The organism is Streptomyces sp. Pv4-95, assembly GCF_045782725.1.
Lineage (GTDB): Bacteria > Actinomycetota > Actinomycetes > Streptomycetales > Streptomycetaceae > Streptomyces.
The window spans coordinates 668,360-687,382 of sequence record NZ_CP127172.1; the positions used below are offsets into that span (position 1 = coordinate 668,360).

Sequence of the window (19,023 nt, forward strand, 5' to 3'; positions counted from 1 at the left end):
CGCGTCGGCGAGTAACTACGCTCGCCCTTCGCTCTCAGCAGATCTCGGGCGCAAGATGTTGTGGGCGGCCGCCCGGGGGACTCAGTCCTCGGCAGCGCGCTCCGCGGTCACCGTCAGGGCGACCTCGTCGACCACGACACGTGCCCGCCGCTCCGGCACACCGGCGGCGACAAGTGTCGCGACGGCGGTGCGGGCGCCATCGTCCTCCAGCGCGCCGGAGTTGACCTCCTCCAGCAGCGCGACCGTCATCGCTTCGAGTCCTGCGCTCAGGACAGCGGGCGGCAGCAGGGTGTGGAAGACGCCGTCCCGCTGCCCTCGCTCCAGGATGGCCGTGCCCTCGTCGCGAGCCGGCTTCAGGATCTCGGCCACGCGGTCCAACCCCAGGTCCCGCCGGGCCAGCGACAGCAGGAAGCGATACCGGTCCCCCAGGTGCCACATCGAGAACGTGAAGTGCGCCAGCGCCCGCTCGGCCGGGTCCTCGGGCCTGGTGGCGGTGGCCAGAGTGTTGCGAAGGGCTTCGGAGGCTTCCTCGGCCAGGGCCTCCAGCAGCGCCGTACGTCCTGGGAAATGGCCGTAGAGGGTGCGTCGCACCACGCCCGAGGCGCGCGCGAGTTCCTCCAGGGTGAGGTCGGGGTTGCGTCCGAGTTCGTGGCGGGCCGTGGCCAGGATGCGCGCCCGGTTGGACCGCGCATTGCGTCGCTGGGGAACGCGGGCCACGGGCTTGGTCACGGAAACCTCGGTGCGTCAGTGCGGGGAACGACGAGCAGGACGAACGGCGCACCCATTCTGACATGCAGGCCATCCCTACCGGCCGGACCAGCGGGCCCGGCCGAGGGCTATGCCGAGGGCTGGACGGAGTCCGCCACCGGCAGTCCCGCTACCGGCAACGCGGCCGACTCGGACAGCTCGGCCCAGACCGTCTTGCCCGCTCTCCCATGGCGCGTTCCCCACCGCTCTGCGAGCTGGGCGACCAGGAGCAGGCCGCGGCCGCCCTCGTCGAAGACGCGGGCCCTGCGCAGATGCGGGGAGGTGCTGCCGCTGTCGGAGACCTCGCACATGAGGGCGCGGTCATGGATGAGGCGCAGGCGGATGGGGGGCTTGCCGTAGCGGAGGGCATTGGTGACGAGTTCACTGACCACCAATTCGGTGGTGAAGGCGAGCTCTTCGAGTCCCCAGGTGGTCAGCTGCCGGGAGGCCCAGGCACGGGACCGGGCCACGGCGGCCGGGTCCGCGTCCAGATCCCGGGTGGCGACCTGCCCGGCCCCGAGGATGCGGGTGCGGGCCAGGAGGAGCGCGACGTCGTCGCGTGGTCGGCCGGCGGGCAGCAGCGCTTCCAGCACGGTGTCGCAGGCCGCGTCCAGGGACGGAGCGGGCTGCTCAAGCGCGTCGCGCAGCAAGGTGAGGCCCGCCTCGACGTCCCGGTCCCGGGCCGAGATCAGGCCGTCGGTGTAGAGCGCAAGGAGGCTGCCTTCGGGCAGTTCGATCTCGGCCGCTTCGAACGGCAGGCCGCCCAGGCCCAGGGGGGCGCCGGCCGGCAGATCGAGGAGTTCGCAGCTGCCGTCCGGGGCCACCACGGAAGGCAGCACATGCCCCGCGCGCGCCACGGTGCAGTACCCGGTGACGGGGTCGTAGACGGCGTACAGGCAGGTGGCGCCGATGTCCCCGACGGATGCGGCATCCGGGCCGGTCGGGGCTTCGGAGGACAGGCGGATGACGACGTCGTCGAGGTGCGTGAGGAGTTCATCGGGCGGCAGGTCGATGTCGGCCAGGGTGCGTACGGCGGTCCGCAGGCGGCCCATGGTGGCGGCGGCGTGGATGCCGTGGCCGACGACGTCACCCACCACGAGGGCGACCCGGGCTCCCGACAGCGGGATGACGTCGTACCAGTCGCCGCCCACACCGGCCCGGGCGCCTGCGGGCAGGTAGCGGGCAGCCACCTCCACGGCGGACTGCGGCGCAGTGCGCCGCGGGAGGAGGCTGCGCTGAAGGGTGAGGGCCGTGGCGCGCGCCTGCGTGTAGCGGCCCGCGTGGTCGACGGCGACCGCCGCTCTGGCGGCGATCTCCTGCGCGAGGAGCAGGTCCTCGTCGTCGAAGAGGCCGGGAGTGCGGTGCCGGAGGAAGTGCGCGACGCCCAGGGTGCGGTCCCTGGCACGCAGCGGCACCACCAGTGTCGAGTGGACGCGGGGGGCGTCGGCGGTGCCGAGGACGTCCGGGGGCGCTGCCGCACCGGCGTCGAGGTGATGCCGGGAGGGCCGACCGGTGGCCAGGGCCCGGGCCGGTGGCGAACCGGCCGGAAAAGTGTGGACGCGCTCCGGCCGGGGCGGCGATTCAGGGGCGTCCTCCCCCGCCGACCGCTGGGCGAACCGGCGCAGCACGAACGGACCTTCCGCGGGAGCGTCATCGCCTCGCAGCACGGCGTCGAACAGGTCGACGGTGACCAGGTCGGCGAAGCGCTCGGTGGCGACGTCCGCGAGTTCCTGGGTGGTGCGCGAGATGTCCAGGGTGGTGCCGATGCGCATGCTCGCCTCGTTCACGATCGACAGCCGCCCTTGCAGGCGATGGTCACGCTCCTCCTGGTAGGCGGCCACGCCGTGCTCCGACATGCGGTCGACGTACCCGGTGGCCGTCGCGATCAGCTTGCGCGTGGCGGCGCTGAGCAGTTCGGCATCGCTGGTCAGCCGGGGCATCTCCTGGAGCAGCCGGTCGAGTATCACCGCCTGCGCGAGCCGGAAGGCCCGCAGCATCACGCTGACCGGCGTGCCGTGCCGGGCGAGCCGACGCGCGCGCTCCAGGTCGCCGGCCGGTGTTTCGATCCGGCTCGGCTCGATGCCGTTCTCCAGGCCCGCCAGGGCGGCGAGAACGTGCTCGGCGACGCTCTCCGCCGTGATCCGGGCGATGTCCGGGTCTCCCCAGACCTCGGGCACGCCACGCCGCAAGGACCGTTCCACGTCATGGATCAGCTGATCCGCTCGCCGGCTGAGTTCACGCGCGCCACGGGACACGAGACCGTCCGCAGTCAAGTCCACACCTATGACGTTACGCCGCGGAGGAGGGCACGTGTCGGGGAGCGTGGATGCCCCTGCTCGCACTCCCCCGGCCCGGGGGCCGGGCTCTCCACGGAGGCATTCGCACGGTGATGGCTCAGTGCCGGGCTCTCCTGGGCCGGGTTCACGTCCACCGAGGTCGAGTCCGGTCCATCGCGCCGAGCCACCTGACGAACCGCCAACCGCCCTGCCCCGCCGCTGGCACCGTCACCGCCGAAGTCACCGTAGGCACTGCCGCGGCGGAGGACGGGGGGCCAAGTGCGCCGCCGTTCAGGTCGGATCGCCGGCACCGGATCGTCGAGGAGCGATGATTTCGCAACTGCGCCGCAGTCTCCCTTTCCGTACATCCGGATTGGAAACAGGAGCAGCTCCCATGCGCATCGTGATCAGCGAGTTCATCAGCCTCGACGGCATCGTGCAGGCACCGGGCGGGCCCGACGAGGACACCGACGGCGGCTTCGCCCACGGCGGCTGGTCACACCCGTTCTTCGATCCGGAGGTGGTGGGCGGGGCCTTTGACGACGCGATGTCGAACGCGGAGGCGCTGCTGTTCGGCCGGCGCACCTGGCAGGCGATGGCCGCGGCCTGGCCCCAACGCGCCGGTGACCCCTTCGCCGACAGAATGAACGCCATCCCCAAGCACGTCGTCTCCCGGGCCCTTGGCGATGACGAACTGACCTGGGCGAACACCACGCGCATCCCCGGCGACAACGCCCTCTCCCACATCCGGCAGCTGCACGGGACGGCCGGCGGTGACCTGCTGGTCATGGGAAGCCCCACCCTGGTACGCGCCCTCCTCGGTGAGGGGCTGTTCGACGAGCTCCGCCTCATGATCATGCCGGTTCTCCTCGGCGGCGGAAAAACGATCTTTCCCGACGACCGGGCACACCGCGCACTCGCACTCGCCTCCACGGCCACCAGCCCCACCGGCGTCCACGTGTGCACCTACCGGCCGGCCGCCGAGTAGTGAGCGGCCGCGAGGCGACCGGCCGTTCACGGGTGAGGTGACCGAGCCCTGACGTCGGGTCAGGTCAGGCAGTCCGCCGGGTGTGGGGCGTGCCGGTCGACGGCTTCCGTGCGGAGCTGCCCGGCTTCGGGGCAACTCTCCGGACCGGGAAGGGGCGGATCCGCAGGCGGCGCCACCCCGTCCTGCCCGGGCCGCCCCGCCTTTGCTTCCGTCGCATGACGGGCGGCGAAGCCGACAGCGACGGTGTTCGCGGTGACGATCGCCCCGATGGCCAGCCACGACGCGAGGTCGAGGCGCTGGCCGAGGACCAGCATGCCGACCAGGGCGGCGAACACCGGATTGACGCTCATGAACGTGCCGAAGAAGTGGGCGGGGACGCGGCGCAGTGCGAGCAGATCGGCCAGGAACGGCACCGCGGACGACAGCACGCCGGCGGCCAGCGCGCACAGCAGGGCCCCGGCAGTGGGCCGGTGCAGCCACAGGACGACGACGCCGACGGGCAGGTAGAGCAGCCCTGAGACGGCTGCGGCGGCGGCCGACCCCTCCAGGCCGGGCAGGCGAGCACCCACCGTGCGGTTCAGCAGGATGTAGCAGCCCCAGCAGACGGCGGCCGTCAGCCCCAGGCCGATGCCCAGATAGTCGGTACTGGGCCGCGGGCGTACGAGCACCACCACCGCAACCGCGGCGGCAAGCGCACACAGCAGATCGACGCGGCGCCGGGAACTCACCAGCGCCACGGTCAGCGGGCCGAGAAACTCCAGGGTGACCGCAAGGCCGAGCCCGATCCGGTCGATCGCCATGTACAGCGTCAGGTTCATCGTCGCGAAGACCACGGCCAGCCCCAGCACCGGACGCCACTGCGCCGCGGTGAACGCCCGCAGCTTGGGGCGGCCCGCGCTCAGCAGCACCGCGGCGGCCACCCACTGCCGTACCGCGACCACGCCCACCGGCCCCAGCACGGGAAAGGCGAAGGCGGCGACCGATGCCCCGATCTGATTGGACATGCCGCTGCCGAGCATCAGCGCCATCCCGGGCCAGCGGGGTGAGGCTGCCTGCTGCGGGGCGGCTTCCGGTATCGGTGCACGGTCTTCGGTCGGCATGGGGCCCACCCTCCGCCGGATCGATCCATGCCCAAAATGCATCCGACGCGCCATCTATACGATGGACGTATGGAGGGAAAGCCCGGGCTGGAGCTGAGGCATCTGCGCTGCCTGGTCGCGATCGTCGACGAGGGCACCTTCACCGACGCCGCGATCGAGCTGGGTACCTCCCAGGCGGCCGTGTCCCGCACCCTGATCGCGCTGGAGCGGATTCTGGGCGTGCGGTTGCTGCATCGCACCAGCCGTACCGTCACCCCCACCACCGCCGGCGTACAGGTGCTCGCCCGCGCCCGCCATCTGCTCACCGAGGCCGATCAACTGGTCCGTGAGGCCACCAGCGGCCACACCCGGCTGCACATCGGCCACGCCTGGTCGGCGATGGGCCGGCACACCGCGGAGTTCCAGCGCCGCTGGCACGACCGCTACCCCGACATCGTCCTGCACCTGATCCGTCACAACACCCCCACCGGCGGTCTCGCCGAGGGCCTGTGCGACCTGGCCGTCATCCGCACCCCCGTCGACACCCACCGCTACGCCCATGCCCTCGTCGGCCACGAACGCCGCTACCTCGCCCTCGCCTCCGACGACCGGTGGGCCAGGCGCCGCTCCATCCGCCTGGAGGAGATCCGCGCGCGCACCCTCGTCGTGGACCATCGCACCGGCACCACCACCCTGGACCTGTGGCCCGAGGACGCCCGCCCGGCCGTGGAGTACACCCACGACATCGATGACTGGCTCGCCGCCATCGCCACCGGCCGCTGCGTGGGCATGACGGCCCAGGCCACCACCGCCCAGTACCGCCGCGACGGCATCACCTACCGTCCCCTGCGCGACGCCGACCCGGTCCCCGTCCACCTCATCTGGCGGCGGCACGACCCCCACCCCGCCATCCACGCCGTCGCCGCCCTCCTCACCGACCTCTACCGCGAGGACGGCTGACGCCCGGGCCGCGGGCGGGTCCGGCGTCGGCGAAGGCGGTGCTTTTTGACCCGTTGGTGCGTTGCGCGCTTTGATCTCGCTGGTCAGCGTGAAATGGGACGACGAGGGCGCGGGCGCGCCGGGCATGGTGGTCAGGCGTGGGCGGAAGATCGCTGGGGCGGCGGTTCGAGTGGCTCTGGGCGGCGTACGCGGTCAGCACGTTCGGGTCCTGGCTCGCGCTCGACGCGTTCCCCCTGATCGCGCTGGTCGTTCTGCACGCCGGGCCGACCGAGGTGTCGGTGATGGCGGCCGCGGGACTGGCGGTGGGGGCGGCGGTCGCGGTGCCGCTCGGCCCGTGGGTGGAGTTCCGCCGCAAGCGGCCGGTGATGGTGACGATGGACCTGATCCGGTTCACCGCGCTGCTCAGCATCCCCGCCGCCTTCGCGCTCGGCGGGCTCGGATTCGTACAGCTGCTGGCCGTGTCGGTCGTCGTCGCCGCGGCCAACATCACCTTCCGGGCGGCGAGCGGCGCCTTCCTCAAGGCGCTCGTGCCACGGGAGGACCTGCTCGTCGCGAACGGGCGGTTCGAGGCCACCACTTGGACGGCCACCGCGCTCGGCCCACCGCTCGGCGGGGCCGCGATCGGGCTGTTCGGCCCGGTGACGACCGTGCTGGCCGACGCGGTCAGCTTCCTGCTGTCGGCGGTGGGGATCCGAGCGATCGGCGGGAAGGAGCCGCGCCCCGCGCGCCCGGACGCACCGCGGCGCCGGGCGGGCGATCTGCTCGAAGGGTGGCGCTACCTTCTCGCCCATCCCGCACTTCGGCCGCTGTTCTTCAACACGCTCCTGGTCAACAGCCTGATCATGGCCGCCTCGCCGGTACTCGCCGTCCTCATGCTCGACCGCCTGGGCTTCGCACCCTGGCAGTACGGCCTGGCGTTCGGCGTGCCCTGCCTCGGGGGTCTGCTCGGCTCACGGCTCGCCCCCCGGCTCGTCGCGCGTTTCGGGCAGTACAAGGTGCTGCTCGCCTCCGGTGCGCTGCGCACGTGCTGGGTGCCCGGGTTGGCCTTCATCCGGCCGGGGGCTGCTGGGCTCGTGCTCGTCATCGTCGTCGAGTTCGGGCTGATCACCAGCATGGGCGTGTTCAACCCGGTGTTCGCCACCTACCGGCTCGAGCGCATCCCGACGGACCGGGTCGCCCGTACCCTCTCCGCGTGGTCGGTCACCAGCAACGCCACCGTCGCCGCCCTGACCGCCCTGTGGGGCCTGCTGGCCGGCGCCACCGGCCCCCGCACCGCGATCGGGGTCGCCGGGCTCCTCATGCTGGCGGCCCCGCTCCTCCTCCCCCTGCACGACCGCGCCCCACAGCAGGAAGACGAACCGGTGCGGGCAGCCCGATCGTTCAAGTGGCCATGGACTCAAGCCAGTTGACGAGGATCTGGTTGACCTCGTCGGGGCGCTCCTGCTGGATCCAGTGGCCGCAGTCGAGGATGTGGGAGGAGACAAGACCGGGGAGCGTGGTGGGGTATGCCGCGATGGCCTCCGCCATCCAGGCCATGGAGGCATCCAGGCTGCCGCCGACAAAGAGGGAGGGCTGGGTGAGCGGGGCGCCTTCGAAGTCACCGAGATCTTCCCAGTCCCGGTCCATGTTCCGGTAGCGGTTGAGCGGCCCGCTCATGCCGGTCCGCTCGAACTCCCCGGCGCAGATGTCGAGATCGTGCTCACTGAGCCAGCCGGGCAGCGGTCCGGTCGGGAACCGCTCGCGCAACGTCCCGCCCCGGCTGACGAAGTACGGGCCGGGCGCATCGGAGGGGAGCATGGTGTCGGCGGAGAGGGCGGCGTAGAAGCCCGCGAGCCAGCCGCGTACGTCGGGCTCGATCTCGGCCTCGGCACGACCGGGCTCCTGGAAGTACGAGACGTAGAACTCCTGGTCCCCACCCATCCGCGCGAAGACCTGACCGGGCCGCGGGCCGCCGGGCGGGGCGTACGGTACGCCGAGCAATCCCACGGCGCGGAAGACATCCGGCCTGATCAGGGCGGAAGTGGCGGCGATGGTGGCCCCCCAGTCATGGCCGACGATCACTGCCTCCCGCTCGCCCAGGGCCTCCACCACCGCGGCGTTGTCCTCGACCAGGTCGAGCATCCGGTACGCGGTGACGTCCCCGGGCTTCGAGGAACGGCCGTAGCCGCGGACATCGATGGCGGCCGCGCGGTACCCGGCATCGGCCAACGCCGTCAGCTGGTGCCGCCAGGAGTACCAGGACTCCGGAAAGCCGTGCACGAGCAACACCAGCGGACCGGTGCCCCTCTCTACCAGGTGGATCCGCCCTGCGGGCCCGGGGACCGTGCGGTGAATGATGTCCGTGGAGTGCTGCGGCATGGAACCTCCAGAGCTCGTGACCTGCCGTACGCGACGGTCGGTGCTCCGATCATCGGCGAGCGCGTGGGCCCGGAGCGAGCCTTGTTGCCGTTTCGGCAACACGACGAGTGTGAGGTGCGGCCGCGGCTCCTGCGTCGCCCGGCTCGCCCTCGAAACCCGGGCCCATGACGGGGACATGACGCATAATCGGCCGAATGAGATCGATCAGAGTGGCCGCCATGGGTGCCGCGCTCGTGCTCACCGTTTCCTCCTGCGGAACGGACGGCGATTCCGGAAGTTCCGGCGCCGGGTGTCGCGCGAGCGCCGAGTCCCGTAAGCCCTCGAAGAGTTGGGACCGGCCGGCGGACTTCGACAACGACGGCTACCCCGACGCGGTGGATGTGGTGACCGGCGAACCGGCCACCGCCAAGGGCACTCCGCCCGTGGCGCTGAGCCGAGGGGCGATCGGACCGCTCGCGGTCTTCATGGGCGGCAGGGACGGACTGCGTCCCACCGGCCGCCCGCTGGCCGACGGCGTGGTCCCGCCGGGCTCCGGCGGGAAGTGGAAGGAGGGTTTCGCCCGCACCTACACCGCCGATCTCGACGCCGACGGCTACACCGACGTGCTCGCCGCGCAGCTGATACCCAAGAACGAGTACGTCGACAAGTACACGAGATCGATGGTGCTCTTCCGGGGCGGCCCGAACGGGCTGGGCGCAGAACCGGTCGTCGTCCCCTACCCGTCGGGCCCGGCGCACACCCAGTCCCCGCCCACCGCGATCGGGGACTTCAACGGGGACGACCGCGCCGATGTGCTCGCCCCCGTCCCGGGCAAGGCACCGGGTGAGATCGGCCAGATCCTCTACGGGCCGTTCGGCTCCGACGGCCGCCCCGCCTCGACCCGCGACCTCACCGTACGAGGCCCCGCCCCCGACCTCGGCTACTACTCCTCGCTGCTGTCCGCCGACATCGACGCCGACGGCCGGACCGACCTGCTGCTGACCGTCGAGACGGACGACCCCGAGGACGACTACGAGGGCGGCACCTACCATCCTCTCCGCTGGTTCCGCGGCACCGCCGAGGAGGGCATGGTGGAAGCCGAGTCGCCCCCGGGCACGTACAGCGCGAACATCACGACGGGCACCGATTTCGACGCGGACGGCTACCCGGACACCCTGCTGACGGGCCCCGGCCCCGGCCCCAAGGGCGGTGGCCTGCCCATGCTGCGCGGCGGCCCGGACGGCTTCCGCCCCGGCGTACGGAGCCTGCGCTCCGACGCTCTGGGCGGGCCGCTGGTCACGGGCGACATCACCGGGGACGGGCGGGCCGAGAGCGTGTCCGCCATCGGGACCGGGAAGTACGCCACCACGAAGAAGATCCTGGTGTCGGAGCTCACGGCGACGAAGGACGGCGCCCGGATGCGCGCCCTGCAGCGCATCGCGCACAACGACAAGGCCCTTCGGGGTGCGGCCTCCAGGACCGCGTTCGGCAGCACCCTGCTACTCCTCGATGCCGAACAGGACGGCTGCGACGACCTGCTGACCGGCTCCGCCTTCACCGGATCCTCCTACCGGCGCGGCGGCTACTGGGTGCTCCGCGGCGGAGCGGACGGGCTGCGCACCAACGGCATCCGTCACTACGGACTGCGGGAGCTCGGCCTGCTGAAGAAGTGAACGCCCTGGCACACACACGGCAGTACACGTCAGGCCGGTTCAGCAACGCCGCACGCCCGTCGGCGGCCCCTGGAGCGGTTCCACCTGTACGCCGATGACCTCGGCCGACCTCGCCGGCCAACTGTGCACGGCCTAGCCCGAGCGCTCGGCGATGAGCAGGCCCAACCCGTCCAGGATGCGTTGCAGCCCGAACTCCAACGCCTGGTCCTCGCCGCCGTGCCGGGCCACAGAGGTCAGCGCGGCGGCGAGGGCGGGGTAGTGCTCGCCGTGCGCCTCCATGAGTTCACCGATGGTGGCGCTGAACTGTGCTTCGGGGTGTCCCATCGGCCCGGCGGCATGGGCCTGTTGGGCGATTCCCCGCACGTGGCCGACCAGCAGGACGACCGCGTCCATCCGTTCCGCTCCTGACAGGCCGGTCCCCTCCAGCGCGGCGATGGCGCGTTCCGTCCAGGCCAGCTCCCTCGGCCCCAGGATCCTCGGGCCGATGGTGGCGTCGAGCAGCCAAGGGTGACGGTGGAAGACGGCCGCCAGTTCGCGGGCCCACGCGCCGAGTTGCTCCCGCCAGCCGGTGCGCGGCCCGTCCGCCGGCGGGCCCTCCCCGATCGCGGCCTCCACCATCAGTGCCACCAGCTCGGACTTGCCGGGCACGTACCGGTAGAGCGCCATTTTGGTGACGTCGAGCAGCCCGGCAACCCGTTGCATGGAGACGGCGGCGAGTCCCTCCGCCTCGGCGACATCGACGCCGGCTCGCGCGATGCGCTCCAGGGTGAGCGTCGGTTTCGGCCCCCGGGAGGGCTTCGGGTGCGGGCCCCACAGCAGCCGCACTCCCGCGCTGCGCTCGTCGCTCATCGTCTCCGCTCCCGTCCTCGGTCTTGCCGGGCAGCAAAACTGTGTCTACGGTACACATAATAAATAGCGTCCATCGGACACAGTTCACGAGAAGTGGAGTGACACCCATGAGGAGAGTTCTGATCTCGGGTGCGAGCATCGCGGGGCCCGCGCTGGCTCATTGGCTCGGCCGCTACGGGTTCGAGCCCACCGTGGTCGAGCTGGCGCCCGCCTTACGCGGAGGCGGTCAGGCCGTCGATTTCCGCGGCGAGACGCATCTGTCCGTGTTGGAGCGGATGGGGGTGCTCACGCAGCTGCGCCGGATACGGACCGGAGGCAGCCCGATGCGGTTCGTCGACGATCGCGGCAGACAACTGCTGTGCCTGCCGGCCGAGTTCGCCGGCGGCGACGTGGAGGTGCCCCGCGGTGACCTGGCCCGGGTGCTCCACGAGCACAGCCTCCCGCACACCGAATACCTCTTCGGCGACTCGATCACCGGCCTCACCGAGACCGCCGGGGGCGTCCGGGTCACCTTCCGGAGCGCGGCGCCTCGGGAGTTCGACCTCGTCATCGGCGCCGACGGGCTGCACTCCCACGTGCGCCGGCTCGCCTTCGGCCCGGAGGAGAGGTTCGTCCGTCATCTCGGCTATTACGCGGCCACCTGGCAGCTGCCCAACTACCTCGATGTCGGGCGGGGTTCGGTCGGCCACAACACGCCGGGCCGGCTCGCGAGCGTGGGCGGCGACCACCGGGACGCGGCGAAGGCCGGCGCGTTCTTCCTCTTCGCCTCGCCTCAACTCACCTACGACCGCCATGACCCCGTCCAGCAGAAAGCCCTGATCACCACGGCCTTCGCAGGGATCGGCTGGGAGGTGCCGCGGCTCCTCGACTCGCTCCGGCAGGCACCGGAGATCTACTTCGACTCGATCAGCCGCGCCGACGTGCCGAGTTGGTCCAAGGGAAGGATCTGCCTCGTTGGCGATGCCTCCTGCGGTGCGACCATCGGCGGTATGGGCACCGGGACCGGGGTGGTGGCCGCCTACGTCCTGGCAGGCGAACTCGCGCTGGCAGCTGGGGACCATCGCGCGGCCTTCACCCGGTACGAGAACACGATGCGCGCGTACGCCCAGGGCTGCCAGAAGGGCGGCGACCGTACGGGCAAGTTCCTCGCCCCCGGCACCGCGACCGGCATCCGCCTCCGCAACGGCCTGATGGGCAGGCGCGCGATCCTGAACCGGATGCTCAAGGAGGGACAGAAGGTCAGCACGCTCGCCCTCCCCGACTACCGGGCCGCGCTTCCCTCTGCGTTCGAGTGAAGAACCCGCCCGGTGCGGACGGCGAACGTGCCTTCGCCGCACGGCCCCGCCGAGGGCCGGGCGCCCCCGCTCACCCTGCCTCGGCGGCGGGCTCCTCCTCCGTGAAGGCCATCTCCGGGGGCGCGGCACGGAAGCCCTTGGTGAGGTAGGCGAGGTAGCCGATGCCCAGCGCCAGCCAGATGGCGCCGAGAGTGAGGGCCTTGCCATCGAGATGGGCGAGGAGCCAGACGTCGACCGCGGCGCCGATGGCGGGTGCGACGACGTAGGTGAGGCGGCGGGGGCGTTCCCCGGCCCGGCGGCGCCGCAGGTAGGTGGCGATGACGCTGACGTTGACGAAGGTGAAGGCCGTGAAGGCACCGAAGTTGATGAAGGAGGTGGAGGTCGCCACGTCCATCCGCACGGCGATCAGCCCCACGACTCCGGTGAGCAGGATGTTCAGGGCGGGGGTGCGGTAGCGGGGGTGGAGGTACCCGAAGACGCGGCGCGGCAGGACGGAGTCCCGGCCCATCGCGTACAGCAGTCGTGAGGCACTGGCCTGAGCCGCGATGCCGGAGGCGAATTGGGCCACGACCAGGCCGGCGAGGAAGACGGACGAGAACACGTCGCCACCGATGGTCCTGGCGATCTCGAACGCCGCCGAGCTGGGGTCGTCGAAGTCGCTTCCCGGGTGCACCAGTTGGGTGGCGTACGCGACGGCCACGAAGACGGCGCCGCCGATGAGCGCCGTCAGCATGATCGCTCGCGGCATGGTCCGCTTCGGGTCGACGGTCTCCTCGGTGAGGGTGGTGACGGCGTCGAACCCCAGGAAGGAGTACGCGGCGAGGGCGGCGCCGGCGGAGATGCCCGCCACGGTCGTGGCGTTGTTGGCGAAGGGTGCGGCGGAGGCGAGGGCACCGGCCCCGCCGAGGTGGAAGACGTGCCGCAGCGAGAGCAGCACGAATATCCCGATCACCAGCAGCTGGAAGACCATCAGCAGGTCGTTGGCCCGCTCCGCGGTCTTGATGCCGCGAAGGTTCAGCCCTGTGGTCACGCCGATGAAGCCGATGATCCACACCCAGAGGGGCACACCCGGGAACTGCGCCTGCAGATAGGCGCCGCCGATCAGCCAGATGACCATGGGGAGGAAGAAGTAGTCCAGCAGCGTCGCCCAGCCGACCAGGAAGCCCACCCGGGAGTCGATGGCCCGCCGGACGTAGGTGTAGGCGGAGCCCGCCACGGGGTGGGCGGCGGCCATCTTGCCGTAGCTGTGCGCGGTGAAGAGCATCGCGAGCAGGGCCAGCAGATACGCCATGGGGACCGCACCACCGGTGTCGGCGGCGACCACACCGAAGGTGCCGAGCACGATCATCGGCGTCATGTACGCCAGGCCGAACAGGACAACGCTTCTGAGCTTGAGCTCCCGTGCCAGCTGCGGGGCGGGGAGGTGATCCATTCGAGGCTCCGGGGGACGAGGAGGGAACGGGGAAGGAGCGGGGCGGCGGGTGGGGCCGCGCCTCAGGAAGGGGGCCGGTCTCCCTGGCCGGGGTGCCAGCGCCGGGGATCGATCCGGCCGCCGTAGAGAGGGAGATCGATCGGGGTGTCGGCGTCGGTGAACTGCGCCCACATGCGGCTTAGCCCGGCCGTGCCGTAGGTCCGTACCCGGGTGACGTGGTCCAGATCCAGCACGTCGGTCAGCACGGTGGCGCCCTCGCCCGGTGCCTCGGTGCGGACCAGGCCCTCCGGGTCGACGACGAGGCTGCGGCCCGTCCCGAGCGGGCCCGCGGTGTTCACACTCACCACGAAGACCTGGTTGACGATGGCGTTGGCGCGGGCCAGGACCAGCTCCTGGGCCCGGTCCGAGGTGGTGGTCATGACCGGGTTGACGATGACCTCCGCGCCCATCCACGCCAGGTGCCGCGCGACTTCCGGGAACCAGGCGTCGTAGCAGATGGAGAACCCGACCCGGCCCGTCCCGGGGATGTCGAAGACCACGAAGCGGTCACCGGGGGCATACGGCTCTCGCGGGCGCCACGGAAACACCTTCCGGTACCACGCCGCCGGCTTACCGTCCGGGGCGAAGGCCAGCGCGGTGTTGAACAGCTCCCCCGCCGGCCCGCGCTCGCAGATACTGCCGGGCAGCAGCCAGACGCCCAGGTCGCGGGCGAGGCTGCCCAGCTCGGCGACGCGGCGGCCGTCCAGCGGCTCAGCGGCCTCCTGGAGCTGCCGGTCCGCGTCCTGCGTCTCGTCGATCCCGCACAGGTGCAGCTCGGGGAAGGCGATCAGCCGGGTCTGCGGAAAGCGCCGCAGAACGGCCTCCACCTCCTCGGCGAAGCCGGACACGGGCGCCCCTGCCGGGCGCGGAGGCGCCTGGACCAGAGCGATGGGGAGGGGACGGGACACGTGCAGCCACCTGCTTCATATCGGGTGCACCGAAATTAGAGCAGGATGAGCAGTTAAACAAGAGTGCTCAAGATGAGCTGTTTTTCCGGGCAGCGGATAGAGTGGCGTCATGCCTGGACCCAGCGACCCGCCCACGCCGGGAACGGCACCGTCTCCGGCGCGTTCGGCGACGGTCGACGCAGCTTCTCCCCCGGCTTCGGAAGACGCCGGTCCCGGGAGTTCCATGCCGCTCAACGCCCCGCCGCTGACGGGCATTCGGCAGCTGTCGGCCCTGGAGACGGTGCGCGCCCGGATAGCCCTGGCGGTCGACCTCGGGCTGCTGGCGCCGGGCGAGCGGCTGCCGGCGAACGGACAGATCGCCGAGGCGCTGGGCGTCAGCGAGATCACGGTGCGCCGCGCGCTGGTCTCCCTCGACAAGGAGGGCGTGCTGGAGCGCCGCCGGGGCCGCAACGGCGGGACCCTCGTCGCCCTCCGCCCTCCCAAGGGCACGGTCGAGGCGACCGCCGCCTACCGGTCCGACGCCACCGCCGTCACGGTCCACCAACTGATCGACCACCGGCTCGCCCTCGAATGCGGCATCGCGCATCTGGCCACCGGCCACGCCGAAGAGGCCGCGCTCGGAAGCCTGGATGCCATGGTCGACGAGATGGACGGCATCGTCGGATGGGCGGAGTTCCACCGCTGCGACGAACGGTTCCACCTCGCACTGGCCGCCGCCACCGGCCTTTCGTCGATCGTGGAGCCCTACACCGCGGTGCTCCACGACCTCTACCGCTACTACCTGCCGTATCCGGTGGAGACCCTCCGCGACTCCAACCGCGAACACCGGGAGCTGATCGCCGCCATCCGCGGGCGCGACGCCACCGCCTCCGCCCGCATCGCCCGGCGCCACGTCGAGGTCCTGCACCGGACGATGTTCGTCGGGCTCATGGACGGCTGAGCGGGCCGCCCGCGAGAGCGAGCGGAGCGCGAACCGCCTGAAGGGAAGGCGGTCCGCGCTATGGCCGGAGAGGCGTCACCGCCTGGCAGGACGTCCCGCCGTTCAGATCAGGCCACAGCCGTGATCAGGCCGCGGCACGTACCCGGGCGGCGAGAGCGTGTCCGATGAGGACGTAGACCACGGCGGGCAGACCGTAGTTGAGCACGGTCCGAAGCCAGCCCGGGTCCATGGTGAACAGGTCGTGGGACCATCCGGCCAGCCAACCGGCTGCCGACTGCACCCAGCTGACCAGGTCGTTCGCGCGATTTGCGTCGAGGAGGGCGAAGAGGATCCAAAGCCCGAGGATCACCGCGGTGAGGTCCGCGATGACGACGATGACCTTCGCTGCTTCGCCTTTGCCACTACGAGTACGTCTGGACATGACAAGCGGATTGCCGTTTCCGGCCGATCGAAACCCGCCACGAGGAGCGGCGGCGTCAAACCTCACCGCGGCCATGGGCCACCGACTGCCGGAGGTGACCGCGCTCAGGCCGTGAAGTGCCCGACGTACCGCCGCTGCCAGGGGGTTTCGACGGCGCGAGGGTGGTAGTTCTCGCGTACGAACTCCACGGCCCGGTCGGCCGGTACGCCGTCCAGCACCGCGAGGCAGGCCAGGGCCGTGCCGGTCCGGCCTCGGCCACCGGCGCAGGCGATCTCGACGCGGTCGGCGTCGGCCCGCTCCCACGCTGCACGGAAGACGGCCGCGGCCTCCGCACGGCTGCTGGGCAGCCAGAAGTCCGGCCAGCGCAGCCACCGGGCCTCCCAGGGGACTTCGGGAGGCTCCCCACCGAGCAGGTAAACGGCGAAGGTGGGCGTCGGCCCCTCCGGCAGCGGTCGCCGCAGCCCCCGCCCCCTCACGAGACGCCCGGAGGGCAGCCGCAGGACACCGGCGTCGGTCGCCTTCCATGGAGGGGTCATCCGCTCACCGTAGCCGCAGCGGGCCGGAAGGGCCGTCGCTTCGGCGGGGCCGGCGGATCCTCGACCATGAGCCGGGCTCCGCGCCCCGGCTCAGTCGACCCACCGCGTCGGCTGGAACGTCCCTCCGTACATGGGCAGTTCGATCCGGTCTCCATAGCGGGCGAGCTGGGACCAGGGACGGTTGATACCGGCGGATCCGTATGTGCGGACGCGGGTGACGGTTTCGAGATCGAGGACGTCGACCAGCACCTCCTCGCCCGAGCCGGCCTGCTGACGGACAGCGCCCTCCGGGTCGACGATGACACTGGCCCCGACGCCTGCCGGGTCGGCGGCGTTGAGGTTCACGACGTAGAGCTGGTTGGTCCAGGCGTTGGCCCGCGCACAGACCAGTTCCATCTCCCGGTCGCGGGTGGTGGTGAGGGTCGGCTGGATGATGACCTCGGCGCCCAGCCAGGCCAGTTGCCTCGCCGTCTCCGGGAACGATCCGTCGTAGCAGATCGCGAGGCCCGCGCGGCCGATGCCGGGCAGGTCGAACACCACGAACTCACCGCCGGGCGCGGTCCGTTCGTAGGGCTGCCACGGGAAGATCTTGCGGTAACGGGCCACGATCTCACCGTCCGGGGAGACCGCGAGGGCGGTGTTGTAGGTGAGCCCGTCGTCGGCCTGCTCGTAGAGGCTGCCGGGGATCAGCCACAGGCCGGTCTCGCGGGCCAGGGCGCAGATCCGGTCGGTGAGCGGGCCCGGGACGGTGACCGCCGCCTTCCGCATCCAGTCAGGCCGCGCCTGCAGCAGGGGCGCCCCGGCGGCGAGCATCAGCTCGGGTACGACGACGAGCTGGACGTGCGGGAAGGTCTCGCGCACCGCCCGTACCCGGTCGGCGAAGCGTTCCCAGGTGGCGTGCAGGTCGTGCGGGACGGGCGTGGTCTGGACGGCGGCGATGGCGAGCGTGCGCATGAGTGATCAGTTCTCCGGGAGGGACAGGGTGGTGACGGGAGGGGTGACGGGTGGGGTGACGGAGGAGGTGGCGACGGACGCGCGACCGTCGCGGAAGAAGCCCGTGTGGCGGGAGCGGACGAGGAGCATCACTGCGCTGCCGAGCACGATCGAGCCGACGCCGAGCAGGAAGGCTCCGCCGACCCCGCCGAGGGAGGTGTGGCCGTAGCCGGGGTCGAGCATGTCGTAGGCACTGCGCACGAAGGCCGCCAGCATCATCAGGCCACCCGCCACCGGCATGACGCCCTTGACCAGCAGGTCGCGCGGTGAGCGGCGCAGGTGCCCGCGGAAGTACCAGGCGCAGGCGAAGCCGGTGATGCCGTAGTAGAAGGCGATCAGCAGGCCGACGGAGAGGACGGCGTCGCCGAGGAAGTCGGCGGAGACCAGCGTGAGCAGGGACAGGACGACGGCGGCCGCGATGCCGAAGAAGACCGTGCCGAAGGCAGGGGTCCGGAAGCGCGGGTGGATGCGCCCGAAGGCGGCGGGCAGGGCGCCGTGCGCGCTCATCGACAAGGTGGTGCGCGGCGTGGAGACGGTGCAGGTCAGCAGGGCACCGACGGCGGAGACGCCGACGGCGAGCCGGACGAGCTTCGCCGGGACGTCGCCGAGGACCGCGGGCGCGAGGTTGCCGAGGACGTCGGCGGCGGCCTCCTCGCCGCCGAGGCCGAGGCCGGTGGTGCCGGTGCCGGCGAAGGAGAGGGCGGCGAAGGCGGTGAACAGGTAGGTGACGACAAGGATCACGGTGGAGGTCACGGCGGCCCTGCCGGGTGTGCGTCCGCTGTCGACCGTCTCCTCGTTGAAGGTGATCAGCGCGTCCCAGCCCCAGTAGATGAACAGGCTGAGCAGCACCGCCTCGGCGAAGGCGCCGAAGCTGTCGAATCCGAAGGGGTTGAGCCAGCTCAGGGACGGGGTCGCCGCCCCGTCGTGGGCGAAGGCCGCGATGCCGAAGGCGAGCAGTGCGACGAGTTGCAGGCCGAGCATCGCGTACTGCACATGCGCGGCGAGCTGAACCCCTCGGTAGGCGACCGTGACGGTCAGCGCGAGCAGCAGCACGGCGAGACCGGTGACGGCGAGGCCGCTGTCCGCCGCCGCGTCCGGGCCCAGCAGGCCCAGGAGCGCCGATGCACCGACCTGAGCGAGCGCGGTCATGGCGATGACGGTGGCGACGAGGACCGTCCAGCCACCCGCGAGCCAGCCGGCGGCGGGACCGAACACGCGGGTGTTCCACACGAAGGTGGTGCCGCAGTCGGGCATCTCGCGGTTGAGCTCCCGGAAGGCGAAGGCGGTGAGCAGGATCGGCACGAAACCGAGCAGCAGGGCGGCCGGCGCGAGGTCACCGGCCACCAGGATCACCAGTCCCAGGGTGATGGCGATGCTGTAGGCGGGCGCCACGGAGGCCAGCCCCAGGGCGACCGTGGCGAGCAGGCCCACCGAGTCGCCGCGCAGACCCTTGGCGGTCAGTGGTGGTGCGGTGGTGGGCCCGGGACCGGCCCCGGTGTCGTCCGTGGTCATGACGGCCTCCAAGAGGAGAGTGCGTGGGCACCCGGATT

At 71.5% G+C, this 19,023-nt stretch carries 16 protein-coding genes and 1 pseudogene; 6 read left to right on the forward strand and 11 right to left on the reverse strand.

Annotated elements, in window-relative coordinates:
* Positions 1–81: 81 nt before the first annotated feature.
* Both QOM21_RS03150 and QOM21_RS03155 read right to left on the reverse strand, forming a co-directional pair.
* Positions 82–729, reverse strand: a complete 648-nt coding sequence (locus QOM21_RS03150; protein WP_407547970.1) for a TetR/AcrR family transcriptional regulator — start codon at positions 727–729, stop codon at positions 82–84.
* 107 nt (positions 730–836) lie between these two features.
* A complete protein-coding gene (locus tag QOM21_RS03155; protein WP_407547971.1) occupies positions 837–3,026 on the reverse strand; it encodes a SpoIIE family protein phosphatase in 2,190 nt (729 codons plus the stop codon).
* 391 nt (positions 3,027–3,417) lie between these two features.
* Here QOM21_RS03155 and QOM21_RS03160 point away from each other — a divergent pair, with 391 nt between their 5' ends.
* Positions 3,418–4,011: a dihydrofolate reductase family protein gene (locus QOM21_RS03160; protein ID WP_407547972.1), complete on the forward strand. Its 594-nt coding sequence runs from the start codon at positions 3,418–3,420 to the stop codon at positions 4,009–4,011.
* Positions 4,012–4,229: 218 nt separating this feature from the next.
* Here the strand turns inward: QOM21_RS03160 and QOM21_RS03165 are convergent.
* Positions 4,230–5,039, reverse strand: a pseudogene (locus tag QOM21_RS03165) (EamA family transporter); the annotation flags it as partial.
* Between the two features lie 141 nt (positions 5,040–5,180).
* Here QOM21_RS03165 and QOM21_RS03170 point away from each other — a divergent pair.
* A complete protein-coding gene (locus QOM21_RS03170; protein WP_407547973.1) occupies positions 5,181–6,050 on the forward strand; it encodes a LysR family transcriptional regulator in 870 nt (289 codons plus the stop codon).
* Positions 6,051–6,187: 137 nt separating this feature from the next.
* The gene (locus tag QOM21_RS03175) at positions 6,188–7,459 is read left to right on the forward strand and encodes an MFS transporter (protein WP_407547974.1); all 1,272 of its coding nucleotides are present in this window, start codon (positions 6,188–6,190) and stop codon (positions 7,457–7,459) included.
* On the opposite strand, the gene QOM21_RS03180 is transcribed toward QOM21_RS03175, so the two are convergent.
* Complete coding sequence (locus QOM21_RS03180) at positions 7,431–8,408, reverse strand: alpha/beta hydrolase (RefSeq protein WP_407547975.1); 978 nt, start codon at positions 8,406–8,408, stop codon at positions 7,431–7,433. The two genes, QOM21_RS03175 and QOM21_RS03180, sit on opposite strands and share 29 nt — an antisense overlap.
* 194 nt (positions 8,409–8,602) lie before the next feature.
* Here QOM21_RS03180 and QOM21_RS03185 point away from each other — a divergent pair, with 194 nt between their 5' ends.
* Positions 8,603–10,060, forward strand: coding sequence for an FG-GAP repeat domain-containing protein (locus QOM21_RS03185; RefSeq protein ID WP_407547976.1), 1,458 nt, complete (start codon positions 8,603–8,605; stop codon positions 10,058–10,060).
* Positions 10,061–10,192: 132 nt separating this feature from the next.
* Here QOM21_RS03185 and QOM21_RS03190 read toward each other — a convergent pair whose 3' ends face one another.
* On the reverse strand, positions 10,193–10,909 hold the full coding sequence (locus QOM21_RS03190) for a TetR/AcrR family transcriptional regulator (protein ID WP_407547977.1): 717 nt from the start codon (positions 10,907–10,909) through the stop codon (positions 10,193–10,195).
* A gap of 107 nt (positions 10,910–11,016) precedes the next feature.
* Here QOM21_RS03190 and QOM21_RS03195 point away from each other — a divergent pair, with 107 nt between their 5' ends.
* A complete protein-coding gene (locus QOM21_RS03195) occupies positions 11,017–12,204 on the forward strand; it encodes an FAD-dependent monooxygenase (protein ID WP_407547978.1) in 1,188 nt (395 codons plus the stop codon).
* 70 nt (positions 12,205–12,274) lie between these two features.
* Here the strand turns inward: QOM21_RS03195 and QOM21_RS03200 are convergent, their stop codons facing one another.
* Both QOM21_RS03200 and QOM21_RS03205 read right to left on the reverse strand, forming a co-directional pair.
* Positions 12,275–13,636, reverse strand: a complete 1,362-nt coding sequence (locus tag QOM21_RS03200) for an APC family permease (RefSeq protein WP_407547979.1) — start codon at positions 13,634–13,636, stop codon at positions 12,275–12,277.
* Between the two features lie 62 nt (positions 13,637–13,698).
* The gene (locus QOM21_RS03205) at positions 13,699–14,583 is read right to left on the reverse strand and encodes a carbon-nitrogen hydrolase family protein (RefSeq protein ID WP_407547980.1); all 885 of its coding nucleotides are present in this window, start codon (positions 14,581–14,583) and stop codon (positions 13,699–13,701) included.
* Positions 14,584–14,806: 223 nt separating this feature from the next.
* Here QOM21_RS03205 and QOM21_RS03210 point away from each other — a divergent pair, with 223 nt between their 5' ends.
* Entirely contained in the window at positions 14,807–15,523 is a 717-nt protein-coding gene (locus tag QOM21_RS03210; protein WP_407547981.1) for a FadR/GntR family transcriptional regulator, read from the forward strand.
* Between the two features lie 124 nt (positions 15,524–15,647).
* Here the strand turns inward: QOM21_RS03210 and QOM21_RS03215 are convergent, their stop codons facing one another.
* The 4 genes from QOM21_RS03215 to QOM21_RS03230 all read right to left on the reverse strand — a co-directional run bounded on the left by QOM21_RS03215 (position 15,648) and on the right by QOM21_RS03230 (position 18,985).
* Entirely contained in the window at positions 15,648–15,944 is a 297-nt protein-coding gene (locus QOM21_RS03215; protein WP_407547982.1) for a hypothetical protein, read from the reverse strand.
* A 104-nt stretch (positions 15,945–16,048) separates the two neighbouring features.
* On the reverse strand, positions 16,049–16,480 hold the full coding sequence (locus QOM21_RS03220; RefSeq protein ID WP_407547983.1) for a protein phosphatase: 432 nt from the start codon (positions 16,478–16,480) through the stop codon (positions 16,049–16,051).
* Between the two features lie 90 nt (positions 16,481–16,570).
* Entirely contained in the window at positions 16,571–17,434 is an 864-nt protein-coding gene (locus tag QOM21_RS03225) for a carbon-nitrogen hydrolase family protein (RefSeq protein ID WP_407547984.1), read from the reverse strand.
* A 6-nt stretch (positions 17,435–17,440) separates the two neighbouring features.
* Complete coding sequence (locus tag QOM21_RS03230) at positions 17,441–18,985, reverse strand: APC family permease (RefSeq protein WP_407547985.1); 1,545 nt, start codon at positions 18,983–18,985, stop codon at positions 17,441–17,443.
* Between the last annotated feature and the right edge of the window lie 38 nt (positions 18,986–19,023).